This is a genomic window from Mesorhizobium opportunistum WSM2075, assembly GCF_000176035.2.
GTDB classification, from domain to species: Bacteria; Pseudomonadota; Alphaproteobacteria; order Rhizobiales; family Rhizobiaceae; genus Mesorhizobium; species Mesorhizobium opportunistum.
In genome coordinates, this window is the sequence record NC_015675.1 from 1,576,094 (window position 1) to 1,591,388 (window position 15,295).

12 protein-coding genes are annotated in these 15,295 nt (G+C 63.7%); 10 read left to right on the forward strand and 2 right to left on the reverse strand.

The genetic code is table 11. The annotated features are described in order from the left end of the window. Nucleotides 1-8 precede the first annotated feature (8 nt). Nucleotides 9-1,052, reverse strand: a complete 1,044-nt coding sequence (locus MESOP_RS07540; protein WP_013892741.1) for a class II aldolase/adducin family protein — start codon at nucleotides 1,050-1,052, stop codon at nucleotides 9-11. 179 nt (nucleotides 1,053-1,231) lie between these two features. Here MESOP_RS07540 and MESOP_RS07545 point away from each other — a divergent pair, with 179 nt between their 5' ends. The 8 genes from MESOP_RS07545 to MESOP_RS07580 all read left to right on the forward strand — a co-directional run bounded on the left by MESOP_RS07545 (nucleotide 1,232) and on the right by MESOP_RS07580 (nucleotide 9,079). Then, on the forward strand, nucleotides 1,232-2,014 hold the full coding sequence (locus MESOP_RS07545) for a DeoR/GlpR family DNA-binding transcription regulator (RefSeq protein WP_013892742.1): 783 nt from the start codon (nucleotides 1,232-1,234) through the stop codon (nucleotides 2,012-2,014). Then, nucleotides 2,011-3,390 carry an FGGY-family carbohydrate kinase gene (locus tag MESOP_RS07550; RefSeq protein WP_013892743.1) on the forward strand — a complete coding sequence of 460 codons (1,380 nt, stop codon included), beginning with the start codon at nucleotides 2,011-2,013 and terminating at the stop codon, nucleotides 3,388-3,390. The genes MESOP_RS07545 and MESOP_RS07550 overlap by 4 nt, the downstream gene beginning before the upstream one ends. Then, nucleotides 3,387-4,931 carry a sugar ABC transporter ATP-binding protein gene (locus MESOP_RS07555; protein ID WP_013892744.1) on the forward strand — a complete coding sequence of 515 codons (1,545 nt, stop codon included), beginning with the start codon at nucleotides 3,387-3,389 and terminating at the stop codon, nucleotides 4,929-4,931. Before MESOP_RS07550 ends, MESOP_RS07555 begins: the two co-directional genes overlap by 4 nt. After that, nucleotides 4,928-5,938: an ABC transporter permease subunit gene (locus tag MESOP_RS07560; RefSeq protein WP_013892745.1), complete on the forward strand. Its 1,011-nt coding sequence runs from the start codon at nucleotides 4,928-4,930 to the stop codon at nucleotides 5,936-5,938. The genes MESOP_RS07555 and MESOP_RS07560 overlap by 4 nt, the downstream gene beginning before the upstream one ends. A 78-nt stretch (nucleotides 5,939-6,016) precedes the next feature. Continuing rightward, on the forward strand, nucleotides 6,017-6,955 hold the full coding sequence (locus MESOP_RS07565; RefSeq protein WP_013892746.1) for an ABC transporter substrate-binding protein: 939 nt from the start codon (nucleotides 6,017-6,019) through the stop codon (nucleotides 6,953-6,955). 69 nt (nucleotides 6,956-7,024) lie between these two features. Continuing rightward, on the forward strand, nucleotides 7,025-7,918 hold the full coding sequence (locus MESOP_RS07570; RefSeq protein ID WP_013892747.1) for a sugar phosphate isomerase/epimerase family protein: 894 nt from the start codon (nucleotides 7,025-7,027) through the stop codon (nucleotides 7,916-7,918). A gap of 127 nt (nucleotides 7,919-8,045) precedes the next feature. After that, nucleotides 8,046-8,399 (forward strand): cupin domain-containing protein, encoded by a 354-nt coding sequence (locus MESOP_RS07575; protein WP_013892748.1) that lies wholly within the window; start codon nucleotides 8,046-8,048, stop codon nucleotides 8,397-8,399. A gap of 209 nt (nucleotides 8,400-8,608) precedes the next feature. Beyond that, complete coding sequence (locus tag MESOP_RS07580; RefSeq protein WP_013892749.1) at nucleotides 8,609-9,079, forward strand: DUF2231 domain-containing protein; 471 nt, start codon at nucleotides 8,609-8,611, stop codon at nucleotides 9,077-9,079. 1,075 nt (nucleotides 9,080-10,154) lie between these two features. Here MESOP_RS07580 and MESOP_RS36100 read toward each other — a convergent pair. Beyond that, nucleotides 10,155-12,080 (reverse strand): coiled-coil domain-containing protein, encoded by a 1,926-nt coding sequence (locus MESOP_RS36100; RefSeq protein ID WP_245265060.1) that lies wholly within the window; start codon nucleotides 12,078-12,080, stop codon nucleotides 10,155-10,157. Between the two features lie 618 nt (nucleotides 12,081-12,698). Here MESOP_RS36100 and MESOP_RS07590 point away from each other — a divergent pair. Beyond that, on the forward strand, nucleotides 12,699-13,625 hold the full coding sequence (locus MESOP_RS07590) for an ArsR/SmtB family transcription factor (protein ID WP_013892753.1): 927 nt from the start codon (nucleotides 12,699-12,701) through the stop codon (nucleotides 13,623-13,625). A 101-nt stretch (nucleotides 13,626-13,726) separates the two neighbouring features. Beyond that, the gene (arfA, locus tag MESOP_RS07595; RefSeq protein ID WP_013892754.1) at nucleotides 13,727-15,232 is read left to right on the forward strand and encodes an arabinosylfuranosidase ArfA; all 1,506 of its coding nucleotides are present in this window, start codon (nucleotides 13,727-13,729) and stop codon (nucleotides 15,230-15,232) included. The last annotated feature ends 63 nt before the right edge of the window (nucleotides 15,233-15,295 follow it).

The window sequence follows — 15,295 nt, forward strand, 5'->3', positions numbered from 1 at the left end:
GTCCTTTGCTAGCCGCCGGCCGCGTTGAGCTTCTGGCGATACTGCTCGGCGTCCCAGTTGACCAGTTCGTCGTTTTCGGCGGCGGTGAGATAGTTCAGCCGCGCCGCGACGTCGACGCGTGCCGTCACGTCGGCGAGGCAACGCTGCATGGCATCGGCGCCGGCGCTGGCGTCGCCGCGCATCAGGACGCCGGCGCCGGGAAACAGGATCGCCACTGGTGCGGCGCCGAGCCGCGCGACGACGCCGGCCGCGTCCTCGCCTGGCTTGGCCACGACCGAGCCCCGGCCGAGGAAGATGACATGGTCCGGATAGAGGCTGCCGGCCTCGGCCATGCGGCGGCTTTCCGGATCGAGCGCGACCGCATGCGCCTCGATATCCGCCGGCAATCGGTAGACGCTGTCGCCGGCAAGCGTTGTCAGGGCCACGATATCTGGCGCGGCGGTAACGCGTGCCGGCCGCGCCAGCAGCGACCGGACGCGGCGCAGCAGAAGGTCAGCCTCGGCCACGGTTTCGGCGGCGACGACCAGTCCGTGATTGCCAAGGATCAGCACATCGACACCGGGCCGCAGCTTCTCGGCAATGCCGCGGGCGAGCGGCAGACCTGGCCGGAAATAGGGGACATAGGCCCATTCGATGCCGTCCAGCCGCCTAGCGACCTCAGTCTCGCCATTGGCCTGCACGGCAAGCGAAATCGTATCGACGCAATGCACGTGCAGGACCACGCGCTGTGGCATCAAGGCATGCACCGTGGTCTCGATCGATGGGCGCAGGCCGCGCGGATTGAGTTCATCGATGGCAAAGGCCTGCGGCTTGTCGGCTGCCGGATTGCGCTCTTCGACCGCCTTGAGCAACGGCGCCATCGCTACCGGCACCATGATGTCGTCGCTGAGCGCATCCTTCAGCCATGTGCCCGAAGCCTTGATCCACAGCGTGTCGCCGGCCTTGAGCGAGGTGTTGCCGCCCGCCGCCTGGGTCATGTGCGGGTTCAGCCCGATGCCGGCTGAAAGCGCCCGCAAGGCTGCCAGTTCCTGTGCATCAGCCTGGTTTGCCATGGCGCCTTCTTCTCCCTGCACGAAATCCCGTCGCCGGGACCGACATTTGGCGGAGATATCGCAGATATGAGTGATCTACGTCAACAGTGATCTACTATCCTCAAAACAGCTTGCAATCCGACTAATGTTGAGTAAGTTGCGCCAATTGTCATGAAAAATGGCATTTCGGGAGGAAAGTGTTGAGCGACTTCGGCCGCCAGCGTCAGATCGTCGAACTGCTGCGGGACCGCCCGTTCGCCTCGGTGCGCGAGCTGCAGGAGCGGCTCGGCGTTTCGGCGGCGACGGTCAGGCGCGATATCGACAGGATCGATGAAGCCGGGGAAGCCCGGAAGGTCTATGGCGGCATCTCGGCGCTCGACGGCGCTTCCCATGCGGGCGTCGCCTATGCCCGGCCCTATGACGAGAACCGTGACCTCGCCGTCGAGGCCAAGCGGCAGATCGCGGCCGTTGCCGCTACCATGGTGCGCGACGGCGACGCGGTCATCGTCCATGGCGGCTCGACCTGTTTCCATCTCGGCGTCAAGCTCGCCGAGCGCAACATCCGGCTCTACACCAATTCGATGCCGCTCGCGGCCTATCTCAGCGATCACGGCCATTGCAGCCTGACGGTTGCCGGCGGCGAGCTGCATCGCGAACCCGGTATCATCCATTCGCCGACGCAAGCCACTCCCTTCTACGCCTCGAAATTCTTTCTGGGCGCGCAAGGCCTTAATCAGGAAGGGCTGCTGGAATCGCACCCGCTGCTGGTGCGCTCCATCGTCGATCTCAGCCTGTGCGCCGACCAGATCGTGGTGCTGGCCGACAGCCGCAAGCTTTCCATCCACGCGCGCAATGTCTCGCTGCCCCTGTCGCGCATCGGCACGCTGATCACCGATGATGGCCTCTCCGATACCGATGCACGCATGCTGGAGGACGCAGGCGTCATGGTGCGGATTGCTTCCACCTTGGGAGCCGTCCCATGAAACTGGCGGTGCTCGACTTCGGCAAGACCAATTCGAAGCTGTTTGTCTTCGGCCAGGACGGACGCATCCTCGACGAGCGCCGGACCCAGCCGAAATGGACGCGCCAGAGCGGCTTCAGCGTGCTTGACGAGGCCGACCTCCACGATTGGGCGCTCAGCACTGTCACTGACGCGGTCGACAACCATGGTGTCGAAGGGGTGATGGTATCCGGCCATGGCTGCACCTTTGCCCTGGTGGACGATGAGGCGCTGACGCATCCGATCCTCGACTACGAGCAGGAGCCGCCGGCCGAGATCGCCGCTCGGATCGATCCTCGCATTCCCGATTTCGCCGAGACGTTCTCGCCGCGCCTGCCGCTCGGTTTCAACTATGGCCGCCATATGCTGTGGCTGCAGGAGGTCGATCCCGACGCATTCGCGGCGGCGACAGCGATCCTCGGCTATCCGCAATACTGGAGCTGGCGTCTCGGCGGCAGGCCGGTTTGCGAAGTGTCCTATCTCGGCTGCCATTCGCATTTGTGGGCGCCGCGCAAGCGTGATTTCTCTTCGCTGGTGGATACCGAAGGCTGGCGCGGCCGGATGCCGGCGTTCGCGCGTGCCGGCGCCGTCATCGGCGAGCAGCGTCTGGGCGGCGCGGCGCGGCCGGTCGCCATCCACAACGGCGTCCACGATTCGAATGCGGCTCTCCATGCCTATCGCCGGCAGGAACTTGGCCCGCTGACCGTGGTGTCGACCGGCACCTGGGTCGTCGTGCTCAATCCCGACTGCCCGCTCGACGCACTCGACCAGGATCGCGACATGCTGGTCAATGTCGATGTCGACGGCGGCCCGGTGCCGACCATCCGCTTCATGGGCGGGCGCGAATTCGCCGCCATCAGCGATGGCTGGCAAGGCGCGATCCCGAATGGCTCGATCCAGCAGGCAATCGGCGCAGGCATCATGGCGCTGCCGAGCTTCGCGCCGGGCGGGCCGATGCCGGATCGTCCCGGCCGGCTGCTTGGGCGCATGCCCGATGCCGGGGAGCGCGCGGCCGTGGCACTGCTCTATGTCGCACTGATGGTCGATCTCTGCCTCGACCTGATCCATTCGCAAAACACTGTCATCGTCGATGGCGGGCTGAACGTTGGCGGACTGCTTGCCGGACTGCTGGCGCAACTGCGTCCCGGCCAAGCCTTCATGCAGGGCGCCTCGCTGGAGGGCAGCGCCACGGGTGCGGCAGCGCTCGCCTTCGAGAGTGTCGGGCGTGAATTCGCCGCCGAGGTACCGGGACCGGTGACAGCGGCGCGCTTCACCGGCCTTGCCGGCTACCGCGACGACTGGCGCGATCTCGTCGCCGGCCGCGGCACGGCGGGCAAAGCGGTAGGAGGCGCGCGATGACCGCGACAGCCAAGCCCGAAACGACACGTCAGCCTGTGCTGGAGATGCGCCACATCTCCAAGACCTTCGGTGCGATCCGCGCCTTGCACGATGTCTCGCTCAGCGTCCATGCCGGCGAGTTGCACGCGCTGATGGGCGAGAACGGCGCTGGCAAGTCGACGCTGATGAAGGTGCTGTCGGGCGCCTATCGGCCGGATCCGGGCGGCGAGATCCTGATCGATGGCGTGCCCGCCGCGACCGGCGATCCGATCAAGGCGCGCGCTGCCGGCATCGCGGTGATCTATCAGGAGCTGTCGCTGGCGCCCAACCTGACAGTGGCGCAGAACATCTTCCTCGGCAACGAGCCGCGGCGTTTCGGCATCGTCGACCGTGAGCAGTGCAACCGGCGCGCCAGCGAGATCGTCGGCCGGCTCGGCGTCTCCTTCTCGGCGCGCGTCCTGGTCTCCAGCCTGTCGCTCGGCGAGCGCCAGCTGGTCGAGATCGCCCGCGCTTTGTCGACCAATGCGCGCATCATCGTCATGGACGAGCCGACGACGTCGCTGACCTCGCGCGAGACCGACCGCCTGTTCGAGGTGATCGCGACGCTGAAGGCGCAAGGCATCGCCATCATCTACATCAGCCACCGCATGGAAGAGGTCTACCAGCTCGCCGATCGCGTCAGCGTGCTGCGCGACAGCGGCTATGTCGGCACGCTGGAGCGCGCCGACCTCAACGCCTCGCGGCTGGTGTCGATGATGGTCGGCCGCGACCTCTCGGCTTTCTACAAGAAGGACCATCGCCCACCTGACGAGAAGCGTGCGGTCGCGCTCTCGGTGCGCGGCATGTCCGACGGCCGGCTGCTGAAGAACTGTTCGTTCGACCTCCACAAGGGCGAGGTGCTGGCCCTGGCCGGTCTCGTCGGCTCCGGCCGCACCGAACTCGCCCGGCTGATCTTCGGCGCCGACAAGCGCAGCGCCGGTACGGTTGAACTCGACGGCAAACCGATCTCCATCGGCTCGCCGCGCGAGGCGCTCGAGGCCGGCATCGCCTACCTCACCGAGGACCGCAAGGAACTCGGCCTGTTCCTCGACATGTCGATCTCCGACAATATCAGCATGGGCGTGCTGGCCAAGGACGCACGGGCGGGCGGATTCCGCGACTTCACCGCAGCCGATCGTCGCGCGGCAAAGGCCATTGCGGATCTCTCGATCCGAACCCGCTCGGCGCAGGCTAATGCCGGCTCGCTGTCGGGCGGCAACCAGCAGAAGGTGCTGCTCGCCCGGCTGCTGGAGACCGAGCCGAAGGTCGTCATCCTCGACGAGCCGACCCGTGGCGTCGATGTCGGCGCCAAGTCGGAGATCTACCGGCTGATCGACAATCTCGCCAACCAGGGCATCGCCATCCTGATGATCTCCAGCGAATTGCCCGAGGTGATCGGCGTCGCCGACCGCGTACTGGTGATGCGCGACGGCGTCATATCGGGCGAGGTGACGGCATCCGGGGGCGAGCCGCTTCGTCAGGAAGCGATCATGGAACTTGCGACGGGAGCGGCCCAGGAATGATCGACAGAACGACCGACAAGACGACCGGGACGGCGGCAGTGGACCAGGCGGCGGTCAGGAGCCGGCGGCTGCGCACAGTTTTCGCCGCGCTGGGCATGCTGCCGGTGCTGGTGCTGCTGGCGGCCGGCTTCCAGTTCATCAATCCCCGCTTCCTCACCCAGACCAACTTGTTGATCGTCACGCAGCAATCGTCGATCAACATCGTGCTCGCCGCCGGCATGACCTTCGTCATCCTGACCGGCGGCATCGACCTGTCGGTCGGCTCCATCCTCGCCGCCTCGGCGATGGTGGCGGTGCTGGTGTCGCTGGTGCCGGACTGGGGCCTGCTCGGCGTACCGGCAGCCATTCTCGTCGGCCTCGGCTTCGGCCTCATCAACGGGCTGCTCGTCGCCTACATCAAGCTGCCGCCCTTCATCGTCACGCTCGGCTCGCTGACGGCGGTGCGCGGCGTTGCCCGCCTGCTCGGGCAGGACACGACGGTGTTCAACTCCGACCTGCCATTCGACTTCATCGGCAATGGGTCGCTGTTCGGCATTCCCTGGCTAGTCGTCATCGCGCTGGCGGTGGTGGTGCTGTCCTGGCTGGTGCTCAAGCGCACGGTGCTCGGCACCTGGATCTACGCCGTCGGTGGCAATGCCGAGGCGGCGCGGCTGACCGGCATCAAGGTGCCGCTGGTGCTGCTCTTCGTCTATGGCGTTTCGGGCCTGCTCGCCGGCCTCGGCGGCGCCATGTCGGCGGCACGGCTCTACGCCGCCAACGGTTTGCAGCTCGGGCAGTCCTACGAGCTCGATGCCATCGCCGCCGTGATTTTGGGCGGCACCAGTTTTGTCGGTGGCGTCGGCTCGATCTGGGGCACGCTGATCGGCGGCCTGATCATCGCGGTGCTCTCCAACGGGCTCATCTTGGCCGGGGTCTCGGACATCTGGCAGTACATCATCAAGGGATTGGTCATCATCGTGGCGGTCGCCCTCGACCGCTACAGGCTCCAGGCAGGGGCAAGAACGTGAGTGACCTGGTCGCCGGCGCAAATGCCGGCTTGTGTAACGCACCGTGAGAGGCGCGGGCAATCGGAGGAAGTAAGCGTAATGAAGACCATCGCCAAACTGCTCTGCGGCGCCGCATTCGCGGCCGTCGCCATCGCGCCGGCATCGGCCAAGGACCTCAACAAGGTCGGCATCTCGGTCGGCCTGCTCGGCAACCCCTTCTTCGTCGCCACCATCAAGGGCATCGAGGACGCTGCCAAGAAGATCAACCCGAAGGTCGAGGTGACGTCGGTATCGGCCGACTACGACCTCAACAAGCAGGTTTCGCAGGTCGATTCCTTCATCGCCGCCGGTGTCGACGTGATCATGCTCAACGCGGTCGACGCCAAGGCGATCGCGCCGGCGGTGAAGAAGGCGCAGGCCGCCGGCATCATCGTTGCCGCGTTCGACGTTTCGGCGCCGGGCGCCGACGTCACCGTGATGACCAACAACGTCAAGGCCGGCGAGGAGGCTTGCCAGTACCTGGTCGACAACACCGGCGGCAAGGGCGACTACGTCATCCTCAACGGCCCGGCGTCTTCGTCGATCCTGGAGCGGGTGAAGGGCTGCAAGAACGTGCTTTCGCAGCATCCCGACATCAAGATCCTCTCCGACGACCAGAATGCCGAAGGCTCGCGCGACGGCGGCCTGAAGGTATTCCAGTCGCTGCTCACCCGCTTCGACAAGATCGACGCGGTGTTCGCCATCAACGATCCGACGGCGATCGGCGCGCAGCTTGCCGCCAAGCAGCTCAACCGTTCGGAATTCATCATCACCGCGGTCGACGGCGCGCCCGATATCGAAAAGGAGCTCGCTTCCGGCAAGTCGATGATCAAGGCCTCTGCCTCGCAGGATCCCTATGTGATGGCCGGCCAGTCGCTGACCATGGCGGCCGAGCTGCTGGCCGGCAAGAAGCCGGCGGAAGCCACCGTGCTGCTCGATCCCAAGCTGATCACCGCCGAGAACCTCAAGGACTACAAGGGCTGGACCGCGGCCCGCTGATCATTTCAACAAGCGCGGCCGGTTGATCCCGGCCGCGCCCATCCTTTTCGCCGCAATCCGGAGACGATCATGTCGCGCATCGGAATCCATTCTTTCGTCTGGTCGGCAAGCTCGGCGCAAGGCGAGCTCGAACGCACGCTGGCCAACACCAGGGAGGCCGGCTTCGATCTGATCGAATTTTCCTATCTCGACCCGGCCGATGTCGACATTGGCGGGCTTGCCAAGCGCATCGCCGATCTCGGGCTCGGGGTGGCGATCAGCATCGGACTGCCCACCAATGGCGACATATCGAGCGCCGACAAGGCGGTCGCGGCGCGCGGCGTCGAAATCCTCAATCAGACCATCGCGCTGACGCGCGACCTTGGCGGCCGCAAGGTCGCCGGCATCCTGTCGACCAGCCACGGCTTGCAGGTCGAGGCGCCGACACGCGATCAATGGAACCGCAGCGCGGCGGCGCTGGCCAAGGTTGCCGAGACGGCCAAGGCCGCCGGGGTCACGCTCAATCTCGAAATCGTCAACCGCTTCGAAAGCAACCTGCTCAACACCGCGGCGCAGGGGCTCGCCTTCATCGAGGACACCGGCTCGGACAACATCTTCCTGCATCTCGACACGTTCCACATGAACATCGAGGAGGCCGATGTCGGGCTCGCCATCCGCCACGCGGCGGCCAAGATCGGCTATGTCCATATCGGCGAAAGCCATCGCGGCTTCCTCGGCACCGGCAACATCGACTTCGCGGCGATCTTCGATGCGCTGACGGCCATCGGCTATGGCGACGATCTCAGCTTCGAATCCTTCTCCTCGGAGATCGTCGACGAGAACCTGTCGAAGAAGACCGCCATCTGGCGCAATCTGTGGACGGACAACATGGCGCTCGCCAAGCATGCGCGCGCCTTCATCGGCCTCGGACTGGAGACGGCGCGGCGCAAGGCGGAACTCGTCTCGGCCAGGCACAAGCCATAGTTTCGTTCGTCGAGGCGACTGTCCGGGATGTCAGCCGCTTGCGGCGGCATTGCCCGTTGCGGGTGCATCGGATATCCCACCGTCCAGGCAGATCACGCCAGCACAATTGACCAGACGGAGCCCTGACATGACAGACCAGACGATCTTCAAATTCGGCCCGGTCGAACACGCGGAGGCCAGCGATCTCGCCGGTTGGATCGTGGTCGAGGGCAGGCCGACCATGCAGACCGCCGTCCAGCACACGACCGAGGACGGCAAGGTGATGTCGGGCACGTGGCGGGCGACGCCCGGCACCTATCACGCGACTTATACCGACTATGAGTTCGTGCACATGATCGCCGGCCGCATCATCATCACCCCCGACGGCGGCACGCCGGTCGAAGTGGGTCCCGGCGACGCCTTCGTGGTGGAAGCCGATTTCAAGGGCACCTGGAAGATCATCGAGCCGGTGACCAAGCATTTTGTGGTAAGGGTTGCCTGAGGCGGGGTGATCCCGTCTGGCCGCATGAAAGTCCCGCCATGGTTCGCCATGGCGGGCGAATGCTCAAGCGAACGCCTTTCGTGCCTCTGCGGGGCTCTGCCGTCCGGCTTGTGGAACATTCATCTGGTGCCAGCGTTTGCTTGTACGCTGTCTTTCAGGAATGCACTGCAGGCCGCGAAGGGGTGGGCGCTGCCTTTGGAGGCACTACCATGAGCCGCAACCCACAAAGCACGGCACGTGTTGCCGGCCATCCCATCCACCCGATGCTTATTCCGTTCCCGATCGCCTTTTTTGTCGCCACCTTCGTTTGCGACCTGATCTTCTGGCGAACAGGCAATCCGGGATGGGTCACCGCCAGCCTTTGGCTGCTTGGGGCGGGCCTGATAATGGCCGCCTTGGCCGCGCTTGCCGGCCTGACAGATGTCTTGGGCGATGTTCAGATCCGCAATCTGCGTGATGCATGGCTCCACGCGGGCGGTAATGTGGTCGTCGTCCTGGTCGAACTCTACAACTGGTACTCGCGATACGCCCACGGCGAGGCGGCGGTGGTGCCCACCGGGCTGATCCTGTCGTTGATCGTGGTTCTCATCCCCCTGTTTACAGGTTGGAAAGGCTGGGAAATGGTCTACCGACATCGTGTGGGTGTCGCCGATGGCTCGGAGGAGGTGCGCTGGCCCTGAGCCGCGGTAAGCGTGTTCGCTGATCTGTGCATCTTCCTTCGCCGGGGCATCGGCCAAGCCACTCAGCCATTGAGTCATGAAGGCGTCTGCGGCGTTATCCAGGCGGCCTTGACATCAGCGATGTGGCACTCGCCAGCCAAGCGATCTCATCGATCCCTACCAGCTAAGTATCCTTGATACACCGGATTCATCCCCTAGTTCTTTCGGGGGCGCGGCAATCGCGAGGTTGCTCGGGCAGCGGCGGTTCGCGCCGTTCTGACTGCACGCCGCGGAAGGACGGTTGCGCATCGATGGAGGTCGTCGTGCGTCAATCGCGTGGATTCACCTGTGCGTATTTCGTCTTAGCTTGCTCGATCGCGGTGGTTTGCGCAGGAGCTGCAACCGGTGGTCCGCACGGCGGAGGGAACGGCGGCGGCCACGGTTCTGGTGGCCATAGTGGCGGCGGAGGGCACGGCGCTGGCGGCCAAAACGGCAGCTCACAGAAAGGGACTAGCAACAATCCCGGCGGCTCCGGTTCGCCAGCGGACGATGAGACCAGCACAACCGGCACGACGACGGCCCCTGGGGCGGCCACTGCCACCGCTGTCGCGTCCGCGAGAGGCGGACAGTCGCTCGACCTCCCGGCTGCTCTCCAGCCTCCCAGCGACAGCAACACTCTATCAACGGTCAGCCGAATCGAGGCGCTGCCGGGCGTTCCGGATGAAGTCGTTCGGGCCTGCCATGATGCCATCGAGTCGGCAGCCGCGCCGTTTGGCGCGACCAGCGTGCGCGTCAGCAGCGCGGGTCCCGTACGTCAGTTGAGTCAGGATACGATCTCGGCTCCCGTTGAGGTCAGCATCGACTATCTACGGCAGGGCAGCGTGGAAACGCGGCAGGCGCCGGTCAAATGCGAATTGAATGCGACAGGCAGCGTGATCGGGCTGACATAGCGCATCGCGCAGAATTCCTCGCCGATAGGGCGTGAATTCGAGGGTATTCATCCTTTGCCCGAAATGGCGGCAGGCCTCGGGCGTGCTGCGAGGGGTGCGTGGCATTCAAAGACCCGTGGCCTTCCACACAAGGGATCAGCCGGAAATCACTGCGATGTCGCGGATGTCGGCAAGAGCGAATAGGGAAGTGTGATCGAGCGCACCCGGGTCACCCGCGAAGGGTTGCGAACCTTGCCAGTCTTCTGGCTGACGGCCTTCACCTGGCCGGCGGCTGCCGGGCGGGCAGAACGTGGCTTCGCAGGCGGTTCGACCTGCGCGCTGCGACGCTCAGTCCTGAGCCTATCATTGTCCGCGCGCGCGGCGGTCAAGTCGCGGGCAAGAGAAACAGTGGCTTCGCGTTGCTCGTCCAGAGCCTCCTGCAGCTTGGCGACACGCAGCAAAAGAGCTTGGGTGGCCGCGCGTTCGATGCGAGCCTTGTCGAGATCTTGACGATTCAAGACGGCTGTAGCACGTTCCCGTGCCAGAGCCTGTGCCGTCTCGGTCGTGGTCTGCTCGGCACGCTCTTTCGCTGAGACTGCTCTGGTGCGCTCCTGTTCAGCCGCCTCGCGCTCGATGCGAGCCTGTTTCAGCTCCTCACCGGCCGATGCTGCTGCAGCGCGTTCCCGTGCCAGCGCCCGCTCCGCGTCAGCTGCGGTCCGCTCCACTTGTTGTCTCGCCTTGACCGCGCCGGTCAGCTTCTGCTCAGCCGCATCCGCACGCTTCGAGAGTGCGGCATTGGACAGGTTCGCTTCGGCGAGATCGCCACGAAGCTGTTCCGACTTCCGGCGCTCGTCGTCGAGCATGCCGCCCGCCTGCGCCAGTGAAGCCCTGGCCGCGGCGCGATCCTTGGCGGCCCCGGTCTCAAGCTGTTCAATTTGCGCCCGCGCTTGCGATAGATCGCGCGCCTGCCTCTGCGCTTGCTGCTGCTGGAGATGAGCAGCGGGCATCTCCTTGAAGACATAGCTGGTGGCCTCGCCCACCAGCGTGCGGGCATCTCCCGCAATGCGCCGCAACGCGTCAAGCGTGCGGGCTGCCGCTAGTTCGTTGCGCAATCGCTCCTCGCGTGCATTGGTGGCAGCCATGCTTGCCCTCAGCGTGTCGATCTGCTTGCTCGACGCGAGGAGTGCTCCCTGCAGGGCGGCGCTCCTGGCACGCTCGCCTTCCGCCGCCCGGTGTTCCTGGTCGGCCAATTGTCTCGCAGCGGCTGCCTGACCACGATCTGTCCCGGCTTGCGCCTGTTTAGCCGTGAGATCCGGGCCGAGCAATTCGACATTCGCCGGAAGCTCCAAGGGGTGCGAAAGATCTCGATTGGTCTGGCTTTGGGCTTGCGAAATGGCGGGGGCGCTTTCGACCGAGGTTTGTCTCGTCGTCGCATAACCAATCGGCGCGGCCAGACAAATGACGGCGAGGCCCAAGCGGAGTACAAGACCGATCGGCCTGCGAACCACAGGGGCTGAGGCAGGCGCCATGGCCCCGTCGGGTTCTCCCATCTGAGCCGTGAAATTCAAACCGGGATCCGCGGCATAGGCCAATGGAGCAATTTTTCGCGGTGAAGCCTTATGGCGCAATTGATCCCATGCCGACCCGCAAATCCGCTTCCCACGTTCCTTGATCGCGCTGATGGACGCTGCAAGCCGGCCAGGCCGAACTTTGTTCGGTGCAGGAGCACCGGTCTCGACCACCGACGAGCTCCCGCGAAGCTCGGACGTCATGTCGAAATGCTCGATTCGCACTCCGAACCGAGAGTAGTTGGCATTTTGTGCCCGAACATCCAGGTCGACGGTATCCAAGGAGTTGGCGACCTTGGAAGGAACAGGCTCGGCGACAAGGCCGGCCGGGCTTTCCCATTCCCAAGAAGCTTCGTCGGGGGGACCGGATCTGCCTTCGTCAGGCGGTGCAAGGCGGCGCCGTCGCACCGCGGCAAAGATACGCCAGAGCACAAAAAAGACGCCCACCGACACGAGCGCCACTACTGCGCCCAGAATGGCCAGATTTACGTCGTTCGCGTGAATTTCGGCAAGATAATTTGGCATTGCCGTGCCCGTGCGGTCTGGGGTGTCCCGTGCGGTCTGGGGTGTCCCGTGCGGTCTGGGGTGTCCCGTGCGGTCTGGGGTGTATTGTCAAGTTCGCAAAGCGATGTCTGGTCATTCGCCTTGACCAAGACCTTACCGCTCTCGAAGTGTCGCTTTCTTGGGCTCCTCCCGGCGCTATGCTAATTGTTGCGGATGGCGGGGCGCCGGTCGCATGCTGATAGATCGTCGACCAAGGACGCATGCAGGGCCCTGAAATGCCGATTTGCACCTCTGCATGATCAGCCTTGCGAGGGTTCGCCGGTGCGGACAATCGCCATTTCCCGGCTCTGGACTGTCCATCATGAACAATAAACTAGGTCACAGCGCACCACGGTCAACCATCATATGCTGTTTGAACAATCGAGTGGAGTGAGAGGTATCCGGCGGCAATAGCGTAGCTTGCTGAGCCGCCAGTTCCCGTTCGTCATCTTCCGCTGTTAATGGAGATGTCGAGGCCCAGACCGGCTGACGCTGGAAAATCTCGATCGAGAGCTTCCAGGCGGTTCAATTTATAACCGCCACCGGCTTTATTTGTATCTGATCTGCTGATACGTAACCCGTGTGACGAGCGCGGGCCATATGTCGAATGAAATCATGGTTGTCGATCCGCTTGAGCGGCTCGACTTGTTGAAGAGCCTTGCGAGCGAGGTCCGGGTTCGAATTCTCGATCTGCTGCACCGCAAGGGGCCGAAAAACGTCAATCAGGTGGCCGAAGAACTGGGTCTTCCACAATCGACAATTTCGGCAAACATCCAGGTACTTGTCGATGTCGGTTTGATCGAGACGAAATCACAAAAGGCGCGCAAGGGAAGCCAGAAGGTATGCTATTCGACCTTCTCCGAACTGGTTGTCGTCTTCAAGGACCGCACTCCGGCGCAGGATCTCAGCGTCATAGAAGTGGCGATGCCGCTTGGACTCTATACGAGATGCGAAGTCTCCGCTCCCTGCGGCCTGTGTTCAAGGGACGGCGTCATCGGGCTGCTCGATGTGCCCAATACCTTCCTCGATCCTGACCGTATGCGGGCCGGGCTGCTGTGGTTCACGCGCGGCTTCGTCGAATACCAGTTTCCCAACAACGCGACGCTTGCCAATGCCAAAGTCGGCGGGTTGGAACTGGCGATGGAGCTTTCGTCCGAGGTGCCGGGCACATCGAAGGATTGGCCATCGGACATCACGGTCGCGATCAACGGACACGAGATCGATACCTGGACGGCGCCGGCCGACTATGGCGACAAGCGCGGCAAGCATACTCCCGGCTGGTGGAAACTAGCCGGATCGCAGTATGGCGACCTCGTCCACTGGCGCGTCAAGAACAACGGCACCTATCGCGGTAATGACAAGGTTTCCAGATGCTCGCTGGCTGATCTGGAACTCGAGCGACACCGCTCGATCCGGATACGAATCGGCGTGAAAGAAGATGCACGTCACCCCGGCGGCATAAACATCTTCGGCAGCGGCTTCGGCAATTACAGCAACGACATCGTTCTGCGCCTGCTAAAGGCCTGAGAGCATAGACCCTTGACGGGCGGACGAACTCCGCCCTTAACTGACCCACGCCCCGGATATAAACCGGAAAATCGGATTGATAATCCGCAGTGGGAGGGATCATGAAGGCCAGAGTCACGGCGAACGCGGCCTACGCCGTCGCGGATATCGACAAACGTCTTTACGGCTCGTTTCTCGAGCATCTTGGCCGGGCGGTCTATACGGGCATCTACGAGCCCGGACATCCGCAAGCGGACGCAGAGGGGATGCGCAAGGACGTGATCGAGTTGGTGCGTGCGCTCGACACTCCGATCTGCCGTTACCCGGGTGGCAACTTCGTGTCCGCCTACAATTGGGAAGACGGCATAGGCCCCAAGGAGAACCGCCCGCGGCGGCTCGATCTTGCGTGGCGCACCACGGAGCCGAACCTAGTTGGAATCCACGAATTCGCCGACTGGGCCGAAAAAGCCGGCACTGAGATGATGCTTGCGGTCAATCTCGGTTCCCGCGGCCTCGACGAGGCGCGGGCCTTCGTTGAATACGTCAACCACCCGGGCGGCAGCTACTGGTCCGACCTCAGGGCCAAGAACGGACGCACGCAGCCCTGGAACTGCCGCCTCTGGTGCCTTGGCAACGAAATGGACGGTCCCTGGCAGGTCGGCCACAAGTCGGCGAGCGAATACGGCCATCTCGCAAACGAGACCGCCAAGGCGCTGCGCGGCCTCGACCCCACGGTTGAACTGGTCGTCTGCGGCTCGTCGCATTCCAATATGCCGACTTATCCCCAATGGGAAGCAACCGTGTTGGAGGCGACTTACGAGCAGGTCGACTACATCTCTCTCCACATGTATTTCGAGAATTACGAGAAGAATACGGCCGAATATCTCGCTCTCCCAGCCAAGCTCGACCGCTACATTGGCACGGTCGCGGGCATCATCGGCTACGTGAAGGCCAAGACCCGCTCGAAGCGGGACGTGAAGATCTCCTTCGACGAGTGGAACGTCTGGTACCATCAGCGCAAGCGAGACGCCGAGCGTATGCGCGCCTGGGACTGGCCGGAAGCGCCCAGGCTTTTGGAAGACATCTACAATTTCGAGGACGTGCTCCAGGTCGGCTGCATCATCAATACCTTCATCCGCCGATCGGATATTGTTCGTATCGCCTGCATTGCGCAGCTGGTGAACGTTATCGCGCCGATCATGACCGAGCCCGGCGGCGGCGCCTGGCGGCAGACGATCTACTGGCCTTTCATGCTGGCCTCCAAGCACGGCCGCGGCACCGCGCTGCAGCTTGCGGTCGAGGTGCCCACCTATGACGCGGCCGCGGCTGACAAGGTGCCATGGCTCGACATTGCAGGCGTGCACGATTCGAACGCCGGCACGCTGACCTTCTTCGCAATCAACCGGCATGGGTCCGAGGCGATAGAGGCCGACGTCGCCCTCGAGCGGTTCGCCGCCAAGTCCATCGAGCATACGATCATCCGTCATGACGATCTCGAGGCCTGCAACACGAAGGACGAGCCGGACAATGTAGCACCGGCCAAAGGTAACGGGGCAGCGCTCAGCAGCAAGGGAATGATGCTGAAGTTGCCGCCGCACTCCTACTCGATGGTGCGTCTGACACTCTGAGAAGATATCCGACTACCGGATATATACCGCAAAATCCGTTGCAGGCGGTTTGGTTTGGTGTAG

Coding starts and splice junctions, on each gene's coding strand:
- MESOP_RS07570 (WP_013892747.1), top strand. CDS start 7,025: ATGTCGCGCATCGGAATCCATTCTTTCGTCTGGTCGGCAAGCTCGGCG.
- MESOP_RS07590 (WP_013892753.1), top strand. CDS start 12,699: ATGTCGAATGAAATCATGGTTGTCGATCCGCTTGAGCGGCTCGACTTG.
- MESOP_RS07550 (WP_013892743.1), top strand. CDS start 2,011: ATGAAACTGGCGGTGCTCGACTTCGGCAAGACCAATTCGAAGCTGTTT.
- MESOP_RS07540 (WP_013892741.1), bottom strand. CDS start 1,052: ATGGCAAACCAGGCTGATGCACAGGAACTGGCAGCCTTGCGGGCGCTT.
- MESOP_RS07575 (WP_013892748.1), top strand. CDS start 8,046: ATGACAGACCAGACGATCTTCAAATTCGGCCCGGTCGAACACGCGGAG.
- MESOP_RS36100 (WP_245265060.1), bottom strand. CDS start 12,080: ATGCCAAATTATCTTGCCGAAATTCACGCGAACGACGTAAATCTGGCC.
- MESOP_RS07560 (WP_013892745.1), top strand. CDS start 4,928: ATGATCGACAGAACGACCGACAAGACGACCGGGACGGCGGCAGTGGAC.
- MESOP_RS07555 (WP_013892744.1), top strand. CDS start 3,387: ATGACCGCGACAGCCAAGCCCGAAACGACACGTCAGCCTGTGCTGGAG.
- MESOP_RS07565 (WP_013892746.1), top strand. CDS start 6,017: ATGAAGACCATCGCCAAACTGCTCTGCGGCGCCGCATTCGCGGCCGTC.
- arfA (WP_013892754.1), top strand. CDS start 13,727: ATGAAGGCCAGAGTCACGGCGAACGCGGCCTACGCCGTCGCGGATATC.
- MESOP_RS07580 (WP_013892749.1), top strand. CDS start 8,609: ATGAGCCGCAACCCACAAAGCACGGCACGTGTTGCCGGCCATCCCATC.